This is a genomic window from Rhodopirellula sp. J20-39 (assembly GCF_057365095.1).
Genome location: NZ_CP195123.1, coordinates 6,929,948 through 6,955,802, shown reverse-complemented (window position 1 = coordinate 6,955,802; position 25,855 = coordinate 6,929,948). Strand labels below are relative to the sequence as shown.

At 55.1% G+C, this 25,855-nt stretch carries 19 protein-coding genes; 11 read left to right on the top strand and 8 right to left on the bottom strand.

The features are described 5' to 3' along the window. Positions 1–34 precede the first annotated feature (34 nt). Positions 35–1,249 (bottom strand): argininosuccinate synthase, encoded by a 1,215-nt coding sequence (locus ACR3ZL_RS25405; protein ID WP_473650306.1) that lies wholly within the window; start codon positions 1,247–1,249, stop codon positions 35–37. 140 nt (positions 1,250–1,389) lie between these two features. Here ACR3ZL_RS25405 and larB point away from each other — a divergent pair, with 140 nt between their 5' ends. The 3 genes from larB to ACR3ZL_RS25390 all read left to right on the top strand — a co-directional run bounded on the left by larB (position 1,390) and on the right by ACR3ZL_RS25390 (position 8,027). Beyond that, positions 1,390–2,274, top strand: a complete 885-nt coding sequence (gene larB / locus ACR3ZL_RS25400; protein ID WP_473650307.1) for a nickel pincer cofactor biosynthesis protein LarB — start codon at positions 1,390–1,392, stop codon at positions 2,272–2,274. A gap of 48 nt (positions 2,275–2,322) precedes the next feature. Continuing rightward, complete coding sequence (locus ACR3ZL_RS25395; protein ID WP_473650308.1) at positions 2,323–3,222, top strand: NAD(P)H-hydrate dehydratase; 900 nt, start codon at positions 2,323–2,325, stop codon at positions 3,220–3,222. Between the two features lie 197 nt (positions 3,223–3,419). Next, positions 3,420–8,027 carry a trypsin-like peptidase domain-containing protein gene (locus tag ACR3ZL_RS25390; RefSeq protein WP_473650309.1) on the top strand — a complete coding sequence of 1,536 codons (4,608 nt, stop codon included), beginning with the start codon at positions 3,420–3,422 and terminating at the stop codon, positions 8,025–8,027. Between the two features lie 200 nt (positions 8,028–8,227). Here ACR3ZL_RS25390 and ACR3ZL_RS25385 read toward each other — a convergent pair whose 3' ends face one another. Further along, the gene (locus tag ACR3ZL_RS25385; protein ID WP_473650310.1) at positions 8,228–9,718 is read right to left on the bottom strand and encodes a Do family serine endopeptidase; all 1,491 of its coding nucleotides are present in this window, start codon (positions 9,716–9,718) and stop codon (positions 8,228–8,230) included. Between the two features lie 384 nt (positions 9,719–10,102). Here ACR3ZL_RS25385 and glgC point away from each other — a divergent pair, with 384 nt between their 5' ends. The 4 genes from glgC to ACR3ZL_RS25365 are packed head-to-tail and all read left to right on the top strand — an operon-like array spanning position 10,103 to position 14,319. After that, positions 10,103–11,356 carry a glucose-1-phosphate adenylyltransferase gene (gene glgC / locus ACR3ZL_RS25380; RefSeq protein ID WP_473650311.1) on the top strand — a complete coding sequence of 418 codons (1,254 nt, stop codon included), beginning with the start codon at positions 10,103–10,105 and terminating at the stop codon, positions 11,354–11,356. Between the two features lie 16 nt (positions 11,357–11,372). Next, positions 11,373–12,353 carry a GGDEF domain-containing protein gene (locus tag ACR3ZL_RS25375; RefSeq protein ID WP_473650312.1) on the top strand — a complete coding sequence of 327 codons (981 nt, stop codon included), beginning with the start codon at positions 11,373–11,375 and terminating at the stop codon, positions 12,351–12,353. Next, positions 12,350–13,303, top strand: coding sequence for a bifunctional riboflavin kinase/FAD synthetase (locus tag ACR3ZL_RS25370; protein ID WP_473650313.1), 954 nt, complete (start codon positions 12,350–12,352; stop codon positions 13,301–13,303). Before ACR3ZL_RS25375 ends, ACR3ZL_RS25370 begins: the two co-directional genes overlap by 4 nt. Positions 13,304–13,326: 23 nt before the next feature. Further along, positions 13,327–14,319, top strand: a complete 993-nt coding sequence (locus ACR3ZL_RS25365; protein WP_473650314.1) for a DHH family phosphoesterase — start codon at positions 13,327–13,329, stop codon at positions 14,317–14,319. A gap of 65 nt (positions 14,320–14,384) precedes the next feature. Here the strand turns inward: ACR3ZL_RS25365 and ACR3ZL_RS25360 are convergent, their stop codons facing one another. Further along, entirely contained in the window at positions 14,385–16,127 is a 1,743-nt protein-coding gene (locus tag ACR3ZL_RS25360) for an ATP-binding protein (RefSeq protein WP_486173063.1), read from the bottom strand. Positions 16,128–16,297: 170 nt separating this feature from the next. On the opposite strand from ACR3ZL_RS25360, the gene ACR3ZL_RS25355 reads away from it, so the two are divergent. Then, a complete protein-coding gene (locus ACR3ZL_RS25355) occupies positions 16,298–17,320 on the top strand; it encodes a hypothetical protein (protein WP_473650317.1) in 1,023 nt (340 codons plus the stop codon). On the opposite strand, the gene rsmH is transcribed toward ACR3ZL_RS25355, so the two are convergent. The 5 genes from rsmH to ACR3ZL_RS25330 all read right to left on the bottom strand — a co-directional run bounded on the left by rsmH (position 17,312) and on the right by ACR3ZL_RS25330 (position 21,766). After that, positions 17,312–18,343, bottom strand: coding sequence for a 16S rRNA (cytosine(1402)-N(4))-methyltransferase RsmH (rsmH, locus tag ACR3ZL_RS25350; protein ID WP_473650318.1), 1,032 nt, complete (start codon positions 18,341–18,343; stop codon positions 17,312–17,314). The two genes, ACR3ZL_RS25355 and rsmH, sit on opposite strands and share 9 nt — an antisense overlap. After that, the gene (locus ACR3ZL_RS25345; protein ID WP_473650319.1) at positions 18,340–19,359 is read right to left on the bottom strand and encodes a sugar phosphate isomerase/epimerase family protein; all 1,020 of its coding nucleotides are present in this window, start codon (positions 19,357–19,359) and stop codon (positions 18,340–18,342) included. The genes rsmH and ACR3ZL_RS25345 overlap by 4 nt, the downstream gene beginning before the upstream one ends. A gap of 4 nt (positions 19,360–19,363) precedes the next feature. After that, a complete protein-coding gene (locus ACR3ZL_RS25340; protein ID WP_473650320.1) occupies positions 19,364–19,744 on the bottom strand; it encodes an acyl-CoA thioesterase in 381 nt (126 codons plus the stop codon). A gap of 9 nt (positions 19,745–19,753) precedes the next feature. After that, entirely contained in the window at positions 19,754–20,245 is a 492-nt protein-coding gene (locus tag ACR3ZL_RS25335) for a hypothetical protein (RefSeq protein ID WP_473650321.1), read from the bottom strand. A 210-nt stretch (positions 20,246–20,455) separates the two neighbouring features. Then, positions 20,456–21,766, bottom strand: coding sequence for a hypothetical protein (locus ACR3ZL_RS25330; protein ID WP_486173062.1), 1,311 nt, complete (start codon positions 21,764–21,766; stop codon positions 20,456–20,458). Positions 21,767–22,104: 338 nt separating this feature from the next. Between ACR3ZL_RS25330 and ACR3ZL_RS25325 the strand changes: the two genes are divergently transcribed. The 3 genes from ACR3ZL_RS25325 (at position 22,105) to ACR3ZL_RS25315 (ending at position 25,782) form a co-directional block, all read left to right on the top strand. Continuing rightward, a complete protein-coding gene (locus ACR3ZL_RS25325) occupies positions 22,105–23,508 on the top strand; it encodes a hypothetical protein (protein ID WP_473650323.1) in 1,404 nt (467 codons plus the stop codon). Between the two features lie 160 nt (positions 23,509–23,668). Beyond that, positions 23,669–24,412, top strand: coding sequence for a hypothetical protein (locus ACR3ZL_RS25320; RefSeq protein ID WP_473650324.1), 744 nt, complete (start codon positions 23,669–23,671; stop codon positions 24,410–24,412). Next, positions 24,409–25,782 (top strand): DUF11 domain-containing protein, encoded by a 1,374-nt coding sequence (locus tag ACR3ZL_RS25315; RefSeq protein WP_473650325.1) that lies wholly within the window; start codon positions 24,409–24,411, stop codon positions 25,780–25,782. Before ACR3ZL_RS25320 ends, ACR3ZL_RS25315 begins: the two co-directional genes overlap by 4 nt. Positions 25,783–25,855: the final 73 nt, after the last annotated feature.

Genomic DNA, 25,855 nt, shown 5'->3' with positions numbered 1-25,855 from the left:
AGCATCTGCTCTAAAGAGGCAAGAAGCGTCAGTTCTAGAACTGTCGCGGTGTCACGCGGCCTTGCACGCGGGATGGTAGTCCCATGATTCGCAAGAAGCCTTCAGCATCGTCCTGGTTGTAGGTGCCGCCGCCTTCCATGGTCGCGATCTCTTCGTCGTAAAGACTGTTAGGACTTTGACGTGAGGCAACCATGATGTTGCCCTTGTAGAGTTGCAGGGTCACTTCGCCGGTTGTGTTCTTTTGAGCTTCCTTGATGAACTTGAACAGAGCGTCCATCTTGGGTGCATACCAGAAGCCGTAGTAAACCATTTCGGCCACTTCCGGTGCGAGTCGATCTCGCAAGTGCATTAGGTCACGGTCCATGGTCAGTTGTTCGACGTTCATCAACGCGTCGTACAGCACGGTCATGCCGGGTGATTCGTAAACGCCACGACTCTTCATACCGACAAAACGGTTCTCGACCATGTCGATCCGCCCTACCCCGTTGCGTCCGGCGATGATGTTGAGTTGCTCAACCATTTCCAGGGCGCTGACTTTGTTGCCATTCAATGTGATTGGCACGCCTGCTTCGAAGCCGATGGTGACTTCTTCGGGCTTGTCGGGGGCATCTTGAGGCGAGACACCCATTCCGAAGTCGACCAGTTCGACTCCGTTGATGGTCAGTTCTTCGAGTTGGCCGGCTTCGTAGGAAATGTGCAGAACGTTTTCGTCGCTGCTGTATGGCTTAGACGTGGATGCTTTGACGGGGATCCGTTTGGCGTCGCAGTATTCGATCAGCTCGGTACGGCCCGGGAACGCGTCGCGGAAGGACTTGATTCGCCACGGAGCGATCATTTCGATGCTAGGGTCGAGCGATTCGGCAGCCAACTGGAAGCGACATTGGTCATTGCCCTTCCCAGTTGCTCCGTGGGCGTAAGCGGTCGCACCGACTTCACGAGCGACTTCCAGCATGACCTTGCTGATCAGAGGGCGGGCAATGGACGTGCCCAATAGGTAGATTTGCTCGTATTTGGCCTGCCAAGCTAATACGGGGAAGGCGAAGTCGCGGCAGAGCTCTTCGCGAACGTCTACCAAGCGGGCCGACTTGGCGCCACACGTGTGAGCCTTTTCCATAATTGCGTCGCGATCTTCGCAAGGTTGACCCAGGTCAACGTAAACGCAGTGAACTTCGTAGCCCTGATCTTGCAACCAGCCGAGAATTACTGAGGTATCCAATCCACCCGAATAGGCCAACACACAACTTTTCATTCTAGCTCAGCTTCCAAATAATTAGGGCAATCGTCTATCTTTACCGGCTCGCATTTAAGTTGTCAGGCGGCAAAGACGCAAGCCTTGGTCTGTCGAAGTCCCGACTCAATCGGAAGAAACGCCACGGCGGTCACTCAATCATGAACGAACTGGATCCCACACTGATGAAAATCTTGGGCGATCTCGCCCAAGGGCAGGTGAGCATTGAGGCCACCGCAAAGAAGATTGCCGAGTCAACGGCGGTCGCTGGTGGAACCGATGGCGGTGCTGTTGGCGGGATAACGGCGGGCGTTTTGCCTTCGGATGTGACGGCCGCGGATCAGTCTCGGCTCGCCAAAGTTGATGGAGCCGTTGTCGATCTGGGACGACTGGCTCGTTGCGGGTTTGGCGAGGTGATTTATGGCGAGGGAAAATCGACGGAGTTAATTCAGCGAATTGCTCAGGCTCAATTGGATGCGGGGCAAGATTGTTTGATTACCCGAATCGAGCCGACCGCCGCGGCACAGGTTCGTCGCCATTTTGAATTCTCGCATCACCACCCGTCAGCCCGGACGATGCGGATTGGCCGAACGAGTGAATCCCTGGACGTTTTGCCTGTTGACGGCACGAAACCGCATGTGGCGGTTGTCACTGCTGGAAGCACTGATGCCGCCGTCGCTGAAGAAGCGGCTGAGACGTTGGCGTGGATGAAAGTCCCCTGTCGACGGTTTGAGGATATTGGCGTCGCGGGGCCTCAGCGATTATTGTCGGCCGTTGCTGAATTGAGGCAAGCGGCGGCAGTCGTGGTCATCGCTGGGATGGAAGGTGCCCTGCCCGCGGCGGTGGCCGGGCATATCGCATCGATGGTCATCGCGGTGCCGACAAGCACAGGTTACGGAGCGAACCTCAGCGGGCTGACTCCGTTGATGGGGATGCTCAGTTCGTGTGCTGCCAATGTCGCGGTCGTTAACATCGATGCCGGATTCAAAGGTGGCTACCTCGCTGGTTTGATCGTTAGCGGTTGGGTCGCGGCTAAGTCAGAATAGGATTCGAAGCTACGACTTCTCCATCAAGCAGACGCTACTGAGAGAATCATGAGTTCTTCGCCCCCCACTGCCCTGCCCTCTCGATTGTCCGATTCTCACAAGGGGACATTTGGACGCGTGATGCTGGTTGGCGGTTCGCGTGGGATGGCGGGCTCGATTGCGTTGTCGTCGATTGCCGCACTGCACAGTGGATCTGGCTTGGTAAGCGCGGCGATACCAGACTGTATCTTGGAAACGGTGGCCTGTTTTCATCCTGCGATCATGACCCTGCCCATGGCCGATTGCCATGGCGTGTTCAGCACCAATGCCTGGCCGCAATTGAGAAAGCAGCTTTCCAGGCAAGACGCGGTGGGGGTTGGACCGGGCATGTCGACCGGCAATGGCAGCGTCGCCATCGTGGAGGGGTTACTCGGTGAGAAGTCCAAGCCGCTGGTGGTCGATGCGGATGCGTTGAACGTGATCTCGCAACAGGGCTGGTTGGACGGGTCGCTGTTGGTTCGTCACCAGGACAACGCGGGGATCGTGTTGACGCCGCATCGAGGTGAGCTCGCTCGGCTGGTAGGAGTGCCCGTGAGTGAACCGGAGAGTCAGGATGAAGCCGCGATTGAGCTGGCTAACCGATTCGGGATCACCCTTGTTATCAAGGGTGGCCCCACTCGCGTGGTGAGTGGTTGCGATACCGGGTGTCGGGGGACTGGGGGGCACGACTACATCAACACGACTGGCAATCCCGGCATGGCAACCGGCGGGAGCGGTGATGTGCTGACTGGCATCATCACGTCCTTGCTGGGGCAAGGGCTGTCTGGTTGGGATGCAGCCCGCTTAGGTGTTTGGGTGCACGGTCTGGCCGGCGATAAAGCGGCTCGTCGCGTTAGCGCGGTGGGGATGACCGCCCAGCACTTAGTGGATTCCCTTGCCGAGGTTGCGGACCGGATGAGCGATGCTTAGTCGTCGTTGAAATGCAGTGATGCGAGTTTGTTCCGTTTGGAACAAACGGGGCAATCACGCAATGTGATCGTAGCGGCGCTGAGTCATCGTAGCGATGCTGAATGTCGTCGCCGATTCGATTATCCTGGTGAGCTCCTTGTCGCAGACGTCTTGTTTTGATGTCGATCACGCAACTTATTCAGCTTAGGAATGAATCCGTGCGCAATTTCGTTGATCGTATTGCTTGTCTTTTGATTTTTGCAGTTTTCGTAGCTACCTCGGCGGCGAATGCTGATAAACACACTGTCAAACTTCCTGGCACGATTGAGAACGTGGTGGTCGGTGGGGGCGGTCAATTCATTGTGTTGCACCTGAAGCAACAAAGACAATTGGCCATTTACGACGTCGCGGCAGGCAAAGTCACCAAGTTCATTCCGGTCGCCGATGATTCACTGACTTACGCCGCGAACATGACCAAACTGATTGTGTCGCTTGGTGACAAGGGAATTATCCAGCGATACGACTTGCACACTCTGGAACGGGAAATTACCACAAGATTGCCATCGGACGATCCAGTGATCAGTTTGGCGATGGGTGCCGCGTCCAATGGTCCGCTGATGGTTATTGCGAATGGCGGAAGCTCGCACAATTATGGCAGCGTTGAGTTCTATGATGTCAAGAGCTTCCAGCCACTCGGCGTGGAACTGAAATATGCTCAAGCCGGCAACCTCTCTACATCGAGTCGTGTCCGCGCTGCGTCCAATGGATCCGTGTTTGGATCATGGCGGGGGAAATCATCCCCAGCGGGATTTTTGACTTTGTTTTTGTCGGGCAATAGTGCGGAAACGTTTTATGCCCACGACACGGTTGGTTATGTCGTGCCGAGTCCTGACGGTAGCAAAATGTTTACCGCACATGGAATCAAGACCAATCGTCCGAGCCTTGTCACTGGCGATCAAAATCGTGGTAAGAGCGTTGTGCCTGCACTACATGGCGCTAGCTATATGACGATCCTCGAGATGGGTAGCGAGGTAACGAAGGTTGGGTTTCATTTCCCAGGTGATGAGACGCCTTTTCACACGATCAACGACGTGGATTTGGCCACGTCACGTGATGATGAGTTTGCAAGAAATAATTTGAAATTGACCCTTGATCAGCGACTCATGCTCGCCCCGAATTACAACAAATTGATATCCATTCCCAAGACGGAAGATCAGTTGGTTGTACGTGATTTCGTGTTTCAAGATGTCCTGGATGATGCAGGGATTGACTATCTCTTTGTGACATCGCAGCCGCCAACAGGGTATGTTCCGGGACGAGTTTTTGAGTATCAGCTTAGGACCATCAACAAGCACGGCGGAATACGGTTCGAGCTGAACTCAGGGCCGGAGGGCATGGAAATGTCGCCGACAGGCAAGATTTCTTGGAAGGCACCTCGCCGGACCGAGGAAATCCATCACGTGATCACAACAGTATCAAATGAGTTCGGGAAGGACACGTTTCATACGTTCAAGATATCACCTGTTAAACAGGGAGACATTGCTGTCGTCCCGTCTGCTGTCGCGAGCAACAGCCCGGGACCCAAGCCGAGTGTAGCCAAGCCATCGTTAACTCCAAACGCCAGCCGGAACCTTTCGTTGGCGAAGGAGGGAAAACGAGTGGTGAAGTTGCCTAGCACTATTGGTGACGTCCAACTTGCTGGTGGTGGGCGATTTCTAATTATGCATCTGAGATCGATGCGAAAGCTTGCCGTGTACGATGGCGAGGCTACCAGAATTGTGAAGTATCTTCCGGCCAACGACGATGACTTGTTGTTTGCCGGCGGCGCGGATCACGTAGTCGTTTATCAAGGGAATGCGGGGACCCTAAGTCGTTGGCGTTTGAGCGATTTTAAATGCGAATTGTCCGTTGCCTGCGAGGACGATCTGCAGGCGATTGCGATGGGGAATGCATCGCAAGGGCCGATCGTTGCAGTCACGAAAGGTCGCTATCGTGGTACGGGGAAGTTCTATGACCTGAAGAAACTTCGTCCTATTGCGATGGCCGTGAGTGGGGGGCAAAACAATGACATGGGGCATCGGTTGCGAGTGTCTGCGAATGGCCAGGTCGTGACCCATTGGAAAGAAGGGGTGTCGCCTACTGGATTCAATAGCTTGATGTTGTTGGGAAACTCCGCTCAAGCTTTTCATGAACATCAATCGGTTGGGAATATCTTGCCAAGTGACGATGGGAGTGTGTTGTTCACCGATCATGGCCTGTTTACCAATGAACTGAAATCACTGGCGAAACCAGAGCCCAGCCTTACCCGGTCGTATATCCCAGCGGTCCAAGGAAAATACTACTTGGTTGTGCGTAAGGATCGAGGCGAAAAACAGGCAAAGCTGAGTCTGCACATGACCGGTGATGATCGGCCGATAGTGAAGTTGTCCCCTGAAAAACTTTCGGTATATGTGCCCGAACGTAGTAACAGGCAAGATCTTCCGATCGATAAACGTTTGTACTTCGTCCCCGCTTCCAAGACGATTATTTCCATTCCAGAATCGAATGATCAGCTGGTGGTGACACGGTTTGATCTGGATGAGACGCTGGAAGAATCGGAGGTTGATTTCCTGCTGGTCACTTCGCGACCGCCGAATACCGTTTCGCCAGGATCTCGCTTCGAATACCAAGTGGAAGTCAAATCGAAACGAGGGGAGGTCAAGTTTGAGTTGGCATCTGGACCAAAAGGAATGCAGGTTTCCGCAGACGGAAAAATTAGCTGGCAAGTCCCGCAGGACGTAGTTCAGCCGGAAGCCAGCATTCTTGTCTCGGTTTCAGATGCGTCCGGGCAAGAAGTTTTTCACAACTTTAAGCTTGGATTGGTCGGCTTGAGCGGAAGCAGCCCTGCCGGCTTGCCAACCGGAAGTCCAGAAAAGTTCATTCGTATGAGTGACGTTTTGGTGCAGATGCCCAGTGGCGGAATGCAAAGTCTACCGGACTACGACCGCAGCGGAACGGTGGTTGTGAAAGGTTCGCATGTGGTGACTCTAGGATCGGATGGAACCACGATCTTGTCACAAGGACAGTTGCCGTATCCGATTCATCGACTTGCCGCCCGTAAAAGTTACTTCATTGTTATTTACAAAGACCAGAATCAGCTTGAATTAGTTAACCGCAAGACTTGGCGATCGGAAAAGTCTATTCCACTGCCCAAGGGGCATCTTATCGATTTAGTAGCCCATCCACGCAATCAGATTTGCTATGTCTCGTACCGGCATTCGTTTGATGAAATTCCTGGCAGCCGAATCATGGTGATCGACGAAAAAAGCGGCAAGGGACGAGAGTCGATCGACTTGATCGGTAGCGAATTGTCGATTGACGCCCAGGGCAAGTACTTAATCGCCGGCTACACCGATTCCTATCGACGTGGATCCAGGCTACTAGCGAACCCCGGGCGATTGCATGTGATTCCGGACTACGGATACATCATTTGGCTGTTGCGTTATCGACTCAACTCGTCCGGTTGGCCCGAAGGTGAAGAGATACTGACCGAAGCTTACAGTGCTGCCAACGGGCTCCGGATTTCATCGGACGGAAAGAAAGTCGCTGCCGTTCCCCAGAGTAAACTTTGTAAGATTTACAATCTGCGAGACTTTACTGAGGTCCCTGTTACGGTACAAACTGAAACAACCGAATCGAATGATTTCGCATTTCATCCGTCGTTGAATTTCGCCGCGATTCTGCAAGGTCCAACGGGGGTTCCGCGATTGGTCGATGTTGATAGTGGTAAGGAGATGCCTGGCAAACTGAAGTTGCCACCAGGCGGAACGCAGGGCGAGGGAAAGCATCTCTATTTTTCAGCCGACGGTCGGTATCTGATTTCGCATACAAGTACCAGCGGCGGAGACTATCTTTACCGGCTGGATCTGGAACTAAGCGAAGACGAGCGTCGGCGGAGTTCGCCCTCGATTCGCATGCAGGCGAGTGGTGCGGGAACATCGAAGCCAGAGCCTGCGAAATCGAAGAAAGCGGTGCCGCTGCGTGAATTGAGTTCCTTGCGTGGAGGTGTGGGAAAAGCGATGAGTGCAAAGGATATTGGCCGTTGGTTTAGTCGATCAGTGGTTGTGGTCGAGACGGACGAAGGCAACGGTTCAGGTTTCGTTGTTGGAGCCAACGGTTACATTCTGACTTGTGCGCATTGCGTCTCCGGCGACGGCGAGATCCGTGTTTCGATTCAAGGTGATTCGGAAACGGTGCGTGTACCTGCTCAAAGAGTTCTTGTTGACGAGCAAGAAGACCTTGCGTTATTAGAAGTGTCGCCAAGTGCGCCGATGCGACCCGTCCGTTTAGCACCGTTGACACCCGTCGAGAGCGGTGAGCGAGTGACCATCATCGCAAACCCAGGTCTGGGACGCACGATTCTTTCGCATACGATGACCGAAGGGATTGTCAGTAACGCAATGCGTGAAATCGATGGTGCGTCGCTGATTCAGACTTCCGCGGCTGTCAATCCTGGCTCCAGCGGCGCACCCATGTTCGATTCGAGCGGGCTTGTGATTGGGCTCGTGGTGCTTAAGGGAAGCATCGAAGGAGCGGGGTTTGCGATTCCTAGTGAGGAGCTCACCCGGTTTCTGGTGCGAGCCGCGTCGACACGCAATGAAGATGCCGAGATTCGTCGATACTGGTTTGATTCTTCCGGCAAACGTCAGATCGACGCTTTGTTGTTGGATGCGAAAGCCGCGGAAGTCCGGTTGCGGCTATCCAATGGCAAAGAGGTGCAGGTTCCGGTGACTAAGTTAAGCAAAAACGATCGCTTGTTTGTGCAGGCCTTAGCAGAGGCTAAGTGAGTCTGGGTTTGTCACCGATCGTTTCAGTCGGTTCGAAAAAGAACCGTGTTGGTGAAGCCATTCAGTGTGTGGCTTGAAAGGTGGTGAATTCGCCGGGTTCAACGGAACGACAGGGATGACAGCACGGCACTTGGTCGAGACGCTGGTGAGCGCCTCGACCAAGTGCAAGTATCCGGTTGCTAGTCGTTACTGTCGGTTGACTAGCGGATGACCAGTAGGATCCGTGTGTTGCCACGACGGACGACTACTCGAAGCGGTACCTGTTGGCGTTGGGCTTCGTTGAAGATTTGCGTCAATTGAGGAACCGAGTTAATTGGCTGTCCGCCAGCTGCTTCCAGCACGTCACCGACTTGCAAGCCGCCGTCCGCAGCGATGCCTTCGTCGTCGACACTGGTCACGATCAGGCCGCCCTCTAGGTCCGAGTAGCCATAGCGTTCAGCCGATTGCGGTGTGACAGGTTCCAGTTCGGCGCCGAGGGCGTTGCCTTTGCCGAACATGGCCATCGCTTGGTCGGTACGCTCTTGAAGATTGACGGTCACGTTCATGATTCGCCCATCGCGGTTAATGACCATTTGAACGCTTTCGCCTGGTGGACGGCTGGCAATGTAGTTAACCAATCGTGAGCTCGTCGTGACCGGACGTCCATCGGTGGAAACGATCACATCGCCAGGTTGCAGACCTGCGTTCGCAGCAGGCTGGTTTTCCAAAACGCCACGAATCAGCGCGCCTTCTTGAACCTTCAATGCAAACTCTTCGACAATTTCAGGCGTCAAATCGGCAACTTGGGCACCCAAGAATCCGCGGCGCACTTCACCGTTTTCAATAATCGATGTCATGACGGGGCGAGCGAGTTGGACAGGGATGGCGAATCCGATACCGGCGCTAGCGCCGGAGCGAGATAGAATCGCGGTATTGATGCCAACCAATTCGCCACGCAAGTTGACTAGCGGACCGCCAGAGTTGCCAGGGTTAATCGCCGCATCGGTTTGCAAGAAATCTTCGAAGCCGCGACCGCCGTCGACAATCCCTTGCACTCGATTCTTGCCGCTGATGATGCCGGCGGTGACGGTTTGGTCCAGACCGAAGGGGCTGCCAATCGCTAACACCCAGTCACCAACCCGGATCGCATCGCTGTCGCCAAAGGGGACAGCGTGCAGGTTGTTACGCTCGATTTTTAGAACGGCCAAGTCGGTTTCGGGATCGGTGCCAACGATCTCGGCGTCGACTTTCGTGCCGTCGTTCATTTCGACGGTCACGATGTCGGCGCCTTCGACAACGTGGTTATTCGTCAAAATGTAGCCATCGTTGCGAACGATAACCCCACTGCCCTGCCCTTGTTGCTGTGGTTGAGGGTTTCGGTTGCCTCGTCCGTTTTGTTCAAACTGTTGTTCGAAACCGGGGGGTAATTGACGCCGCAAGTTCGGCGGCAAGTTTCTTAGGCGGGCGCGAACGTCGGTTTTGGTGCTGATACTGACGACGCTGGGACGCATCGCTTCGGCGACAGTGCGAAACGCACTGGATAGATCTTGAGCGGTGTTCAGATTTTGCGTTGCGGCCCGTTCACGAAATTCCTGATCGGCGAAAACTTGGCGTTGTGAGTGTTGAGGCAGGCTGACGAGGAGTCCGCCAACGAGGGTGCCGATCCAGGCGATTCCCAGGACGAGGCTGATTCGCTTCCATTGCTTCTGCATGGCTAAGAGTCTCCGGTGTGAAAGTAGGGAACTTGAATGCGAGAACGATGACGATGATCGCGGTTTGCAAATTGGCAGTCTTGCCAAGGAGGTTGAAATCCTTAGCAAAGAACGCACCAATTTGCTAAGTTGTTCGTTGAGCGACCGGTCTGAGTGGGCAGCGGCTCTCCCTTTTGCTGGCGGAAGGGAGACCATTCTTCCGATAGTTGGGGTGAGACCGGAAAGTTTGGCCTTGAAAAAGCATGGCCGTGGGAATCAATCGTCGATGTCCCGTGGTTGTTTGATTGGTCGGGGTGGTGCACAGCACCAAGCGAGTCATTGGTGCGCGGCACCGAGCAAATAACTAGGTGCTCTGCACGGGGCAAAAGAGATGGATCTGGCAAAATGCAAAACACGTTAACTGTAATTTTGGCTGGCGGACGGGGATCCAGGTTGGAGCCGTTGACACGAGATCGGGCTAAACCGGCGGTGCCAATCGGTGGTGACTACCGAATCATCGATTTCGTGCTGAGCAACTGCTTGAACAGCGGGATGCGGCGTTTGCTGTTGTTGACGCAGTACAAGGCGCAGTCGCTGGACCGCCATATCCAGGTTGCTTGGTCGAACTACTTTTGCCGCGAACTGGGCGAATTCATCGACGTTGTTCCGCCTCAGCAGCGGATCGATGACAACTGGTATCAGGGAACCGCAGACGCCGTTTACCAAAACATTTATGCGATTGAGCGAGAGCAGCCTGAGTACGTCGTGGTTCTGGCAGGGGATCATTTGTACAAGATGAACTATGAGCCGATGGTCGATTTTCATCGTCGCAACGGGGCTGACATTACGGTCGGGGCACTTCGTGTGCCGCGTGGAGAAGCCAATCAATTTGGCGTGATGCAAGTCGATGCGGATCACCGGCTGCTAGAGTTCGAAGAGAAGCCGGACGATCCGACACCGACAATCGACAATCCAGATGTTTGTTTGGCGTCGATGGGAATCTATGTCTTCAGCACTCGATTCCTGTTCGAGCGTTTGTGCGACGATGCGACAATCCCGGACAGTAGCCACGATTTTGGCAAGAATATCATCCCCGGGGCGATCGCGGACAGCAATGTCTTTGCGTATCCGTTTACTGACGAGAACCGGAAGTCCGACGCGTATTGGCGAGACGTCGGTACCTTGGACGCTTACTACGAAGCGAACATGGATCTGGTCAACGTGGATCCTCAATTGAACTTGTACGATTCGCACTGGCCGATTCGTTCGTTCCGCCCCCAGTTGCCTCCGGCAAAATTTGTCTTCGGTAGTGAGGGACGCTCCAGCCGCCGTGGCGTGGCGATGGACTCGGTGATTTGCCAAGGGGCAATTATCAGTGGTGGGAATGTTTCGCGGTCCATCATCGGTGCGAATTGCCGCATCAACAGCTATGCGAACGTCGAAGACAGCATCCTGTTTGAAAACGTGGAGGTGGGGCGGCACAGTCGGATTCGCCGCGCGATTATCGACAAGGGTGTGTGCATCCCACCGGAAACAGAAATCGGTTATGATCCGGCAATGGATGCCGCCCGAGGCTTAACGGTGACCGACAGCGGTCTGGTTGTGATTGCTCGTGGCGAGCTAATCCGCTCACACGATCCGATTTCGTCACTGACGTAAGGCTGCTACCTGCCCAATGCTACCGGTCAATACAATCTTCCTGTCCGCCGGTTTAATGTTGGCGGTGATCTTATTGGCGATTGGGTACTGGTTTGGACTGCGCACTCGCAAGACGAAACGACGTGAGGAATCGTTCCTGCCGGCAATCGCCGATGAAGATGATCGGCAAAGAATGGTCGAGTTGCTGCAAAGTTTGGCACGCTGGACACAAGAGTATTCAGGCAATGTGTCTGACTACCAAGCGAATTTGAAGCAGATTCGCCAGGACGTTCGCAGCAAAGTGAACTCGGCCAAACAAGAGTCTGGCAACAGGTTATCGGCGGAATCGGCAAGCGTTGGAGACGCTCGGATGCTCACTATGATCAGTGAGGTCATGACAGCCAATGAAGAGTTGCAAACCCGGTTGGTGGCGGCTGAAAAGCAACTCGAGGAACAAACCAGCCAGATTGAGTCCTATTTGACCGAGGCCAGAACCGATGGTCTGACGGGGCTCTACAATCGTCGAGCATTCGACGTCAAGTTAGACGAAATGTTTAGCAGCTACCGTGGCGGTGGCGGGTCGTTCGTCTTGATCTTGATCGACATCGACCACTTCAAAAACATCAATGACACTCACGGGCACCCGGTCGGTGACGTCGTGTTGCAACGCATCGCTGCTCAGTTAGGTAGCGACGTCAGTGAAGCCACCATGGTGGCCCGATTCGGCGGTGAAGAGTTCGCCATTCTGACTGAGTTGCCAATCCGAATTGCGGCCCAGAAGATCAATGATTTTCGAAAGCGGATGGCTGATGTCCCGATCATGGCCGGTCAAATCTCTGTTGAAGTAACTATGAGTATCGGCCTCAGCGAGCCGCGTGATGAGTTGGTGATCGGACCGGTTGTGCGTCGCGCCGATGCCGCGCTTTATTGTGCCAAGAACCGAGGGCGTAATCGGGTCTATTTTGACGATGGTTCGGGACCTCAATTGTTTGGTGCTCCCGAAGTAGTTCGAACATGACCAAGCTGGTTCGCCTTAGCGAAATCAATGCGATCCCCGGTAGCATGTCTTCATTGCAGAACGGTGCAATTAGCATTGGTAATTTTGATGGTGTTCACAAAGGGCATCGGGAGTTGCTTGGCAAGGTTTGCGATGCCGCCAAGCGAGTCGCTGGACCGGCGATTGCAATCGTCTTGGACCCGCATCCCGCTTCGGTCTTGAGACCGCATGGGGCGCCGCCGACCTTGACCACCCTGCCCCGCCGCGCTGAACTGATGTCGTCGGTTGGGATCGATTACTTGTTGGTGTGCGAATCCACTCGTGAGTTCTTAAACCAAACCGCGGAAGCCTTCTTCTCGACTTTGGTTGTCGATGCCTTGCAGGCCAAGGCGGTTGTGGAGGGACCCAACTTCTATTTCGGGCGTGATCGTACCGGCAACGTGACTCGGTTGGCCGAGCTTTGTGCGGAAAAGGATATCTGCTTTGAAGTGGTAGAGCCTTCGGTCCGTGACGAAAGAATGGTCAGCAGTTCACGGGTCCGTGAAGCGATCGCATCGGGAGAAATTTCGCTTGCCAACGAGATGCTCGAATCCGTTTATCGGTTCGCGGGAATCGTGGCCAGTGGGGAGCGTCGGGGTCGCACGCTAGGATTCCCAACTGCGAACCTGGAACAGATTGCTGAGATGCTTCCCGATAACGGAGTCTACGCAGGCCTCGCGACCACTGAGGACGGGGATCGGTATGCGGCGGCGATTCACATCGGCCCCAACCCCACTTTTGATGAAACCCGAAAGACCAAGGTTGAGATTCACTTGCTTGACTATGATGGCGACCTTTATGGCCAAGCCCTGACAGTTGAGTTGTTGGGGAAAGTTCGCGGTGTCCAGAAGTTTCCTGATGCGGCTGCCTTGGTGAGCCAACTTCATGCCGATTTGCTGTCCGTTCGAGCAATCGTTCCTCAATCATTCTAACGTTATCTAAAGAAAGTGCCGCTGTGAGCGTCAACTGGAAAGCCTTCGTCGATCAGATCAGTCACTATCAATCGTTCGTCTTGGTCAGTCATATTCGACCTGACTGTGATGCGTTGGGAAGTGAACTTGGTATGGCGGAAGTCCTACGTGCGGTTGGCAAAGATGTGCGGATCATCAACGCGCACCGGACACCACCGGCGTTGTCCTTTCTCGATCCGGCCGGCAATATTGATGTTCTTGGCGATAGTGTCGAGGCAGCCGACGTGGTTGCGGATTGCATCATGATTTTGGATACAAGTGCTTGGGCACAACTCGGTGATATGGGCGATGTCATCCGCGCGTCTCGAGCTGACAAGATGGTGCTTGACCACCATGTTGGTGAAGACGATTTGGGCGCAAGGATGTTTAAGGACTACCAGGCCGAAGCGACTGGGCAATTGGTCGTCCAAGCAGCCGATGCGTTGAACGTGCCAATCACTCGAACAATGGCCGTGCCGATCTTCGCTGCGATCGCAACAGACACAGGTTGGTTTCGGTTCCCGAGTGTGACATCGGAAACCTATCGCGTGATTGCTCGATTGATCGATGCCGGTGTGGTACCCAGTGAGGTCTATGGAGACTTGTATGAACGTGACACGTTGGGGCGATTGAAATTGCGTGGCTTGATTCTGTCTCGCACCGTTGCCGAAATGGATGGCACGCTGGTCTACACACACGTCGCCAAAGAAGATTTCGAACGTTGTGGTGCAGCACCTAATGACACCGAGGATGCGATTAACCTAACTCTTGCCGTCCGTGGGACCCAGGCTGCGGTCATCTTCGTCGGTCAGATTCGCGGTGGATTCAAGTTGTCGTTCCGCAGTCGTTGTGGCATGGACTGCAATGAGGTTGCGCAGCAGTTCGGCGGTGGCGGTCACAAAGCGGCTGCCGGTGCATTCTTAGAAGGCACACTCGACGACGTTCAGGGACGAGTCTTGCCAGTGGTCCGCGAAGCGCTGGCGAAGTGTTTGGCTTAGGCCAACCCGGCGCAGCTGAGGCGTATGTTTGCGTTTCGCGAGAGTTTCAGCGGCTTGCATCGTAACTAGATTTGCGTGTCGCGGGACGATGTTTCGTGGATGTCTGTGCCGCTGGTGGGCAGGATCATGCGGAAACAGGCGCCGCCGTCGGTGGCGTTTTCAACGCTGACGATGCCGCCATGTTCTTGCATGATTTTGGCGGTCACGGGGAGTCCTAGTCCGGTGCCGCGAGCTCCCTTTTTCGATTCGAACAGCGAGAAAATCTGAGCCTGTTCTTCTTCAGGGACACCTTCGCCGTCGTCGATCACTTCAATGATCCAACCCACGGCGGCATCAAAGCGGCTGTGGATCAAAACACTGGCCTGGGCAGCGTCGATGGCGTTGGTCGCTAAGTTAAGCAACGCTCGATGGATCGCGTCAGGATCAAAACTGGCCGTTGGTAGGTTTTCATCGAGGTCCATTTCGAATTCGATTCCTGCCTCCCCTGCCCTGCCCTGCATCAATTCCATCACGTCGCGGATGGTGTCGTTCAGATCCGCATCGATTCGTTGAGGTTCACGTTCTTTGGAGAACGTCAGCATGTCGAGAACCAAATTGCTGATCCGTTCTTGGTTGCGGTCGACGATCGCCCAACCGCGACGAATCGCTTCAGTGTCATCTTTTTGCAAACCGGACTCGATCAGATAGCTGCCACCGCGAACGCCCTGCAGGATGTTCTTGATGTGGTGGGATAGTGTGGCGATGGTCTGGCCCATCGCGGCGAGCCGTTCTCCTTGTAGCAAGGCTGAATAATAGAACGTATCTTCGATCGCCAGCGCGGCTTGGTGTCCGATCGCGGTGATCAGTTTTAAGTGATCGTCATGGAAGCGAGTGGCACCTTTGGTTTTGATCCATTCGCCGGGTGATGTGTAGGTGTCCACATACAGTGCACCGACGACATCATAGCGACCTTGTAGCGGTACGCAGAGAGCTTCACGGACACCGCCTTGAACGATCGATGCGGCATTATCGAATCGCTCGTCATCCAATGCGTCGCTGGTTCGAACGCCCTCTTTTCGTTGCAGCACATAGTCAAGGATGGTGTGACTGATGGTGATGCGTCCCGGCTTCTTAGTGGACGGCGCGTTCGGCGAGGTCAGCGAGTCACGGTCACACCGTGCCGCAGGGGTCAGTCGCTTTGTTTCTGGATCACGGAGCATCACACATCCGCGGTCCGCTTCGACCCAATCAAAAATTAGCTTTAAGACTCGTTCAAGAACCTCGTTAAGATCGTCGGTGCGTCCTACCGCGAGTGCAGTCAGGTACATCACTTCCAGCGATTGATCGGAATCGAGTGTGGATGCTGTGGAGGTCGCTGCAGGCGATTCTAAGCCTCCGCTGGTACCGGGCAGTTCGGCAGGCGTGGCTGCCGGTTTCGGGTCTCGTGAAAACGAAGAAACGATTCGGCTAGCATCGCCAGTTCGGACTTGCTGAACAATGTCGACACCGTGGACGGCATCCATCGCTGATGCGTTGGCGCCACCGGTGAAAATCAGCAGCGAGTTGCCGATTTCAATTCGATCGCCGCTAGCAAGGTCGCGTTGCTGGATCCTTTGCCCGTTAACGCGGGTGCCGTTGCTGCTAGCCAGGTCAATCAGTTGGTGCCGTCCCGTGGTGAAGTCGGAACGGACTTCCGCATGGCCCCGAGAGGCTTCGTTATCTAGCAATTGGATGTCGTTGGTTGCTTCCCGCCCAAGCCGGGTTACGGGCGCAGATAGCTGAAAGTGCTTCCCCTGATCTCGTCCACGAATCACGAACAGCGAAGCCATGAGCGATCGGTTCCTTCTTGAGGCTGAGTTTCACGGGGGTGTTGGCGGGAAATCTATTAGATGGCATCTAACATAGCTTGTCGCGGCCGATCGTGTTTGGCTACGGTCCTAGATAATTGGTCGAAGTACCGCTCCGTGCCCCCTTCCTCGCACCCACTTTTGATGCATCTGTGTTCGAAGAGCTAAGCCGTTCAGCCAGTCGACGTGCCGGGCTCGTTTGTGGCTGTTTGGTCATGGTGTGTTGCTTCGCGGGATGCCGAACTTGGGCACCGATTCATGTCTGGCAACCACCCGAAATTGCCGCCGCCGATGAGAAATCCATCGTCTTGATGGGAATTGCCGGGCCAACCGAGACCGCCGACGCCATCGGGGAAGAACTTCTGACTCATACGAACCGGCTGGCCAAATCGGATTCCGATCATTCGACGGTTGGACGTCTGCGATTCATGCGACCGTCGGATTTGCAATCTAATCCAACGATCCGACTGGTTTCTGGAACGGATGCTAAGTCAGATGTTGAATTGGAGCTGACTTCGCAATCAAGCGACCTTTCAATCGCGGCCGCAGCCCGTGAACAGGGAGTCAACCAGTTGTTGCGAGGTGAGGTGATCTTCGCGACAGGGCACGAAGATTCCGACCAGCGATTGTCGGTGGTTTGGCGGTTGATCGGACTGGATCCCAGTGCGACCACGGCGGGGCTTCCAGTGTCGGTCGATCAGGATTTCATCGCATGGCAATATCCGGACTTGATGAGTGTTTCGGACCCTCGTGAGCGGCTGAGAAAAGCGGTAGTTCGCCGAACTGTATCGCTGTTGACGGTTTCCGTAGATCGGCAACGTGTTAGTTTGGCCGAACCGCGTTTACGTTTAGGTAGCTCAGCAGTTCGTCGAGGTAATGAACTGGCGAAGATGGGCAATTGGCCCGAGGCAGAGCGGGTTTGGCAAGAAACGCTAGAACGCTATCCCGGTCAAGCGGCCGCGTGGATCAATGCAGCCATCGCTGCGGCGGCCCGTCAAGATTTCACGGAGGCAAATCGCCGGGCATCGCGGGCGGTGCAGATGTCATTCTTTGCACCAGTTCACCGTACACTGGCGCAAGAGACACTCGTTTGGATCGAGCTAAGGCAGCGCGAGTATCACGAAGCGTTCGGTTTGCTGGATCCGCCTAAGGGCTGGCGAGTTACATCAAGCTAGACGTTGAGCGACGCGTAGTTTTGCACTACGGCTGCGCGTGTTGGACTGCAGTTCAGCGTCGGTAGGTCGCAACGGTTTCTTGGTGAGGACTTCCCACCGTTCGTCATCGCGGAAGGCGTTCTTGACGATGCGGTCTTCCAGCGAGTGAAAGCTAATCGCGACGACGCGGCCGCCGGGGGCAATCCAGTCAGGAGCGGACGCAAGAGTGCGTTCCAGAATACCTAGTTCATCGTTGACCGCGATCCGTAACGCTTGAAACGTGCGGGTTGCCGGATGGATATCGTGGTTCTTGGATCGGGGGACGCAACGCCGACAAATATCGACCAAGTCACCAACCGTGCGGACGGGATCCCGCTGTTTGGAACGCAGGCAAATTTGTCGAGCGATTCGGCGGCTGTAGCGTTCTTCACCGTACTGGTAGATCGCGTCGGCGATGTCTTTTTCTTCCTTGAATGCAAGCCACTGATATGCGGGGATATCGGATTCCGGATCAAACCGCAGGTCGAGCGGTGCGTCCGCAATGGTGAAGCTAAAGCCACGCTCGCGATCGGCCAATTGGTCACTGGACAATCCAAGGTCGATGACAAATGCATCGGCGTGCGTTCGATCGCAGTGTGCAAGTGCAGCGGGTGATTTTTCGTAGCTGCCGGTGAACAATTCAATCCGTTCATCAGAGCCTGGGCCGCCCGGTTGATCGTCACGTGCAATGACGCCCGGGTCGCGGTCCATCCCGATAATCAACGGCGCGAGTTTCTTTGGCTGACCGCTAGATGATTCAGCCGGTGGGTCGGATGCGAGGACGTCGAGTAATAGCCGTGTATGGCCACCGCCACCGTAGGTGCCATCGATGATTGTGCGAGGTTGGATCTCACCCACCCAGTGCACGATCTCGTTGGGCATGACCGACACATGTTCGGTGGCCTTGGACGAATCTGAAGACGCGGGCGCAGGGCTAGCTGGCCCGGGACTAGCTGGTACAGGTGATGATGACTCAGGCGATGACTGGTTTGGGGTATGAGTCATGCGTGGGTCGGTCGATTACAGTGCAAGGCGGTTTCCATCTGGTTTGCCACCATCGTGAGACGACTTTGATCACCGCCACCGACTTCTGCAGCTAGCCAGCCGGTGAACTTGATCTTGCGCAGCGCCGTTTCGACAGACGCCCAATCGATATCGCCTTGGGTAATATCGGTGAAGCGATTTTGTTTTCGCGAGAAACCCTTGATGTCGAGTTTTTGTATCCGACTGCCAAGCGTCTCGATCCACTGCGCAACATCGCCGTACTTCCAGTGGTTGCCCAGGTCGAACTGCAAGCCCACGGTGTCGGTTCCAAAGGAGTCGACGAAGTCCGCTAGCGGTTCAGCGGACTGATCTTGATCACCTTCATGGTCGTATAGGAAGTGGTTCCACACGTTTTCAATCAAGATGTGAACGCCAAGTTGATCGGCCAGAGGAATCGCTTGTGTGATGGCATCAAAAGCACGCTGCTTTACTTCCTCGGGGGTGCCATCGTTTCCGTGACCGGGCACGATTAGGAAAGTCTTTGCACCCAGTTCAGCAGTTTGCCGAAGTGACGCGGTGAGTAGTTCTTGGGCTTCTTGACGTACTTTGGGGTCCGGATCGGTATGTCGTGTTTTCCAGTGGTAGCCGCCGACGGTGCCATCGATCTCGATACCCACTTCGCTTGCGGCATGATTGATCGCCGCAATGTCGAGTTTACCGGTGTTGGGTTCAACACCTTCAAACCCAGCCGCTTTCGCTATTTGAAGTCGCGCGACCCAGTCAGCATTTGGGGTGGCTTTGATCATTCCAGCTTTGACTGTCTTACGCAGCCAAGCTCTTTGAGTTTGGTCGTCCGAAGGACCGGCCAGATCGGTGGGCAGCGGTTGTTGTCGTGGCGACTCGGGTTGATCCGCCATCAAGCCAAATCGGCCCACCGCCCTGCCCTGCCCCAACCATGCTGAGCCACCGACGCCAGCGACTAATCCGCCCAGTCCTGATAGGGCTTGGCGACGTGAAATATTCTTTGGTTGATACATAGGCTTATTGAATGATCGATTCGGGAACTCGCTGCAACCTGCCTTCACCATCGATCACGGCTAGAGTGACTGTCGCTTGAACCAAAATTTGTTCATCGCGGCGAATTTCGTACTCGTGAATGATCTTTGCGGCCGTGACCGTAGCAACTTTGGTGGTGACGTCGATTTCGTCATCATACCTAGCGGGGCTCTTGAATCGGCAATCAATTCTTGCCACGACGACAAACAATCCCGCCTCTTCCACATCGCGATATCGGCCACCAGAAGAACGCAGTAGTTCAGTACGGCCGATCTCGAAGTAACGCATGTAGTTCGAGTGATGAACCAAGCCCATCGGGTCGCATTCATCGTACCGAACTCGAAGCCGGATTGTTTGTTCAGTCATGGGGTGCAATTAGGTGCTTTCATACCACTGGCCGCCCTGCTGAGCGACAAGCGTTTTTAGGGCCGGAAGTTCGATCTCCGGATCCTCTATTAGCAGCCAACTGACTTTGTATTCCAGCCCCATATCGAAGGCTGTTTGTTTAATCTGCTGGATCGCATCGAATTCTGGTAATGCTGCAAAGGTGGCAGCGGTTGGCACCGCAACGACTAGGTTGTTTAAGTACCGGAATTCCTCGTCGGCAAAGAAGCGATCACCCAAAGATCGAAGCCTTTCGATGGGGACGGTGCTGCAGTCGACAGCAACCATTGGAAGCTCAGGTTCGTCGAGCGTTCGGAACAGACGCCGTCGCATGTGAGCAACTTCGTCTTTTTGGGGGCCCGCGTCGTTCGATGGCGACAAAGGCGGGAGTGTGGCTACCGACGTGGCGGCAGCGAGAGAGGTTTGAGGTGATTTCCAAAGTGGCCCTGATAGTGAATCTTGGGCAGCTACGGAGTTACTCATCTTCGATTTCCACGGAGGACGAAACGGGATGCTACGTCACACCCCTCCAGCGGTCGCTCAATTTTAGCAAATAATGTGCCGGTCGGACACCGTTTGGGAAGTGTGCCATGAGAAGAGGCTTATTCCCGTCACTGGTAAGGGAAGTGGCCTGCGGAAATCGGCATACGGAAGTAGAGCAGCCAGCGGTAATGACAGCCGCTGGGTTCAGGTTTACCGGCGAAGCATTCGACTTTGCCGTTCAGTGATTTGTATACCGTACCGGGTCAGATAGCGATCCGTTTCATTCGTGAAGTTAACTTCCATGTCTTGATTATCGAATCGAAAACGAGCAATGGGCGGGGGCATGATCCGGCGGATCGAATACAACTCGATCAGACTAACCAAGCGGCTGTGCTGAGCTCCAGGAAGCATGGCATCGGGTTGGTCTTCGATGGACGTCTTGTCGGTTATGGCTTCAGTGGCCGCAAGCGGGCTCGTTTGGGTTGCCGACTCGCTTGAGGTCGGCGGCGTTAGCGAATGGGACGCTAGTTGAGTCGGTGTGCCAGTTGAATCGTCAGCAGCCATGTTGGTCGATGAGGAGTTCGCGGGAGTCGGTTTCGGAACCGCAGGGTCGGTCCAGAATTCGAAACGTAGCGGGATGCCTTGCCCGAATTGAGTTTCAGCCGAGTCTGTCCGGGCGATCGCCACCACGACTTGGGTGGGACACAGTTCCGGCCATTGTTCGGTTCCAAATTGTTCCAGCCAACGTCGGCGAACTGCCAACTTAAGAGATCCGCGAACGATCCAGACGTCACGTTCTTCCAATTGCCCAGCAACGACTTTCAAGTCGTGGTCCATAACGAGGTTCTCAAGCATCTCGGCGAAACCGCCCACTCGCAAGCTCGGTGGCAATGGATTGGATTGAACGGTCGGCCGCTGCGCTAGCTCTCCGTTAGTGAACGAGGATCCTTGGATCCATTGGTCAAGACGTCCGACATCGACCCGCTGAAGCTGAATCTGATCGCCGATTTGTTCGCGAGTCCAAGCGAGACGCCCGTCACTGATCTGTTGCAGGGTGTGTTTGCCGTCACCGTCGTGCATGGCGACTTGTAGGTTGAATCGGCCACTGCCTTCGCCGGCTTGTTCGTAGGTGCCAACGCCGATGACTTCTCTTCCGCCGACCCAGACCCGTTGCCGCACTTTGCAGTCGAAGGCGGGACCCAGTGCCATTTGTTCGGTGACGCGGTTGATCAGACGTATCGCTCTTTCCTGTTGTTCAGCCGGGCTGACGTTCAGTTGAGTCGCCAGTGCCCCCGTCGCTGCAGAGGGAAGGGATCGATTCGCCGACATCCCCGGGGTGCTTGGCTGATTGTCTTGGGCCGGGCCTGATTGATTGGTCCCTGACTGGGCAGTCGGTTGCGAAAACGATTGCGCGGGTCCAGCAGTGTCGGATGTGAATGGCGTTTGGGCGGTAATGGGAGCGACCAACAACGCGATCGTACTGCCATAGATCCATGCCGTTCTCTTGAGCGAAGCCGTCAATAGTCGTCGAAGCGACGTTTTGAGAGCTCGCCGGGGCCATGATCGGTTCGATCCCGCCGGTTGGCAGAATTTTGGCAAAATCCCGCCCAGCCTGAGGTGGGGTCGTTTGACACCGCAAAAAACGGTGTTTGACGCCCAGGTTGGGTGCGAGCAGTCGTGCGGGACAATCTTCATGGGCAAGTTATGACGGTTTTATCAAAGATCGCGGCGGTAGCGTGCCGATGCGTACCAGCAGGGATTGGTCTGTTTTGGATCATTTCCTTACGCATTGTCGAATCCTAGTTTTCGGCAGCGTTCCAAGTCCATGCCATTCTCAGCGACCCAAGACGGGGAAAAAGATGAAACGAATCGTCACTCATTTGGCGCTAACGGCGACCATGGCGGTAATCGCCACTGGGTGTGTGCCGGTTCGCCACAATCTGCCGCCCGAGCAGCGGATGTTGCAACCCGGTCCCGGTGTCGGCGGCCCTGGCCCCGGTGTTCTCGGTCCTCAGGCTTATGGTTCGATGGGTGCTGCGGCAACCTCGAACGCAGTTCCCGTAGAAGGGATGCCTAGCGATGCCGACATGATTTCCGCAGACAGTGAAGTATGCGAAGCGTCGCCGAAAGGCCCGACTTTGCAAGAGCTAGCCGAATCCGGCGTTGGTTCAGAAATTCAACAAGTCGGCTTCCGTCAACACGTTGGCGGCGGTGATGCTTGTGGGTGCGGCGGTCACGGTGAAGGCGGCGGTGGCTGTCTTTCCGGCGGCGGCAGCAACATTCCACCGGGCGGCGGCGTTATGATGCCACCGATGATGGGTGGTATGGTCTCAACCGCACAAGTAACGTTCGGCAATCCAGATGGGATGCACGTGCGTTACGACGTCGGCGGTGCAGGAATGTTTGACAGCGAGCCCATGGTGGTTCCCGCTCGTCAGAACTTCCCGCAAGGTGGTTTGTATCGTCTGAAATTGACGAACATTCCTAGCCGACCCGGCGTGGAATTGTATCCGACCGTGGAACTGGCATACGCCAACCCACGAACGGGAGCCTACCTGGCCCACAACTCGGTGCCATTGCAGTTCACGGAAGAAGACTTTGACCAAGTGCTTACGGGCAACTTCGTCACCAAAGTCATCTACCTTCCAGATCCCGAGTTTCAAGGTCCTGCCTTGGCCGGTATCGATACATTGGTCAGCACTCGCCTTGATCCAGGCATCGACCCCATCGTCGAAGCCGATCGCCGAGGTAGCATTCTGGCCATCATCCGCTTGGGTGACAAAGACATTGAAATGGCCGGCAGCGGATTCGCTGGCGGAATGGCCGGCGGCATGATGGGACCACCCATCGTTGGCTTGCCTGCTCCATTCGCTCCCGCCATGACCGATGGTTGTGGAAGCTGTGGCGGAGCATCCGGTCCCAATGCGGGCAAGGTTGGAATGCCACCAGGTCTTCCAGGCATGATCGCAGGTGTGAATGCTCCTCAGTACGGAATGCCGATCACGGGAACTCCGATCGGATTGCCAGGACCGCCTCACATTCCATTGGGTGCTCCAGCAGGATTGAAGAAGCATGTGATTCGTAACCACACTCACATGAACATTCCTCGCCCTGTCGACAATGTCCGAATTGATGTTCGCCAGCAACCTGGCATGAGTTATCCGAACCCGGTCAGCCGAATCCGGATTACCGAGCAGAACATCAATCCTGGAATTCCTAACGCACGACCTGGCTACGAACACCCTAGCGAACGGGTTTACTAGGCCAAGGTTGATCTTAACGCAGGGTGGGCCATAAGCCTGCCCTGCATTGGGTTCGTAGAGTTGCCGGCGATCGCTGGCATTACGAAGCCTTCGATGATTACTAACGGTTTGGCATGATGCCAGCTATGCCATCATGCTACCTGCCTTTCCGAACGGAATCATGAATCAGTCCGCAACCTGTCGAATCGATTGTTGCCGTGACCGACTGTGGGTCGCTGCGTTGCTGTTGACCTGCTGGATCAGTGCCGGTTCCGTCGATGCTGCTGAACCATCGGACTACTTGTCCGATGCGAAGCGACATCACCTGTTTGCTGGCGACATGCCTGCGGGTGTGATTGCGGCGACTCGCCAGCGATTGACCGCTAACCCGCAGCCGCCCTATTACCAACCGGTTCAGTTCATTGGGCCTCAGGGCACCGAGTTTTCGCTGGCCCAGTACGGTAGCTTTTCAGAGGGCCAGAAAAACCTGATGGCCGGCTTGATGGTTGGCCAGGTGTACCGTTTTCGGATCAGTAATATTCCTTATTCCGAAGGCGTTGAGTTGTACCCCACCCTGGAAATGGTGGACCGAACTTATCCGCCGCCAGGGCTGGCTACCAGTTATCCCATTCCAGTCAACTTGGATGCAGACGATTTGACGGCCGCGATAGGTGGACAGCTTGTCACCCGTGTCATCTTTCTGGAAGACCCGCAGACGGCTGTGCCGCTGGAACAGGCTCCCGAAGGTCCGATGACGATCGATGTTCCGGAGTACCAGGATCCGTTGCGGCTCGCCGATTTACGTGGTCGTGTCGTCGCCATTTTGCGGATCGGTTCGATGTCGCCGCCGCGTGCAGAAGTGTTAAAGCCCCAGTTCTTTTTTGGTCACCCAAGTTGGGCACCTATTTTCGAGCAGCAACCATGATTGAATCCACCGTGCCAAAATGGACACACTGGACTCTCCTGTGTAGTGCCTGGTTCTTTAGCGGTTGTGCGACGCTGCCTGGCCTGAATCGGTCCGCTGCGGTTTCGCCGAAGTCAACCGCTATCGCAACAGATGATGCGGCAGTCGCTGATAACACCAAGGTAGAAACCCACCGTGATATTTCAGCGGAAGCGAGTCGCACCGCAGACCCCGCAATTGCTCGGGCTGCCAGTTCGCAATTTCATAAAGATGCCGTTGTTGCGAACCAACCGCCCTGCCCTGCCCCGATTCAGCAAGTCGGATTCCGAGACCGAGTGCACGTCGGTGACGATGTAGGCTGTCAGTTCGGGCCGTGTAGCGACGATGCGGCAGGTAATCCGTGTTCCGTGGGACCGTGTGCGACATCAGGACCCTGCATCACGCCAAGTTATGTAATGCCAACTGTGCCACCGCGATGGTACTACGATCCACAAGAGTTTCTTTGTGACGGTGGTGACCAGGCACCCGAGGCTGGATTGCGAACGGACGACCAAATCATGGGGCTGCAAACCGAAGACACGGTTAGCCACTACACAACCGAAAGTGGAAAGATCGAATTCACCGCTTCGAATCGTGTGTGTGTGTACTCGCCTCGATTTGGATCGGTTCGGCGGATTACTGGTGCTCTCTTGAACGATCGCTCAATCGCTGCTTCCGGTGTCGAACGCCCGGTGGGCGCTCGCGGTGTTGATTACGATCTGCCGGGTTTGGTGATGACCGATACGCTTGAGGTTGATCAGGCGGAGTTTACGCATCGTGTTGACTCGATGCGAGATCGCAACCGAGGCGTTCGCATTGAGAACATTCAGCAGTTGGAAATGGCTGGAGAGAACATGGCCTTGCTAACGGGTATCCAGAATGTTGGATTGACCGAAATAGACGAGTCCCAACTTGCGGTCATCGAGCGACTCGCGATCGCGGCAAATACCTGGACCATCGATGAATCCGTCGAAGTCGAAATTCTTGATCTGAAACCGCCGGTTTTGACTCGCGACCAGAATGTTGACGCGTTAGTCGTCTATGACTTCCCAGATGCTGGCCGGTTGAACTTGATCAAACTCGCCGACAAGCAACATGCTGGTATCGGCGACGAAGTTACCTTCGCTCTGCGATTGCAGAATGTTGGTGATTCACCGGTGTCCGATGTTGTTGTGACTGACAACCTGACGACCCGCTTGGCCTATGTTGATGACAGTCAATCAGCCAGTATCAAGGCGGAGTTCCAAACCCGCCCCAACGATGCCGGTTCAGCACAGTTGATCTGGACGCTGAAAGAAGAATTGGCGGTTGGCGACAGTGTCTTGATTGAATTCAAGTGTCGCGTCCGCTAATGAAAGCGTCGCAATAAGACAAAATGCAACCGGTCTGAGGGGCACAACAGGCCGATTGCATTCTGAGTTTCTA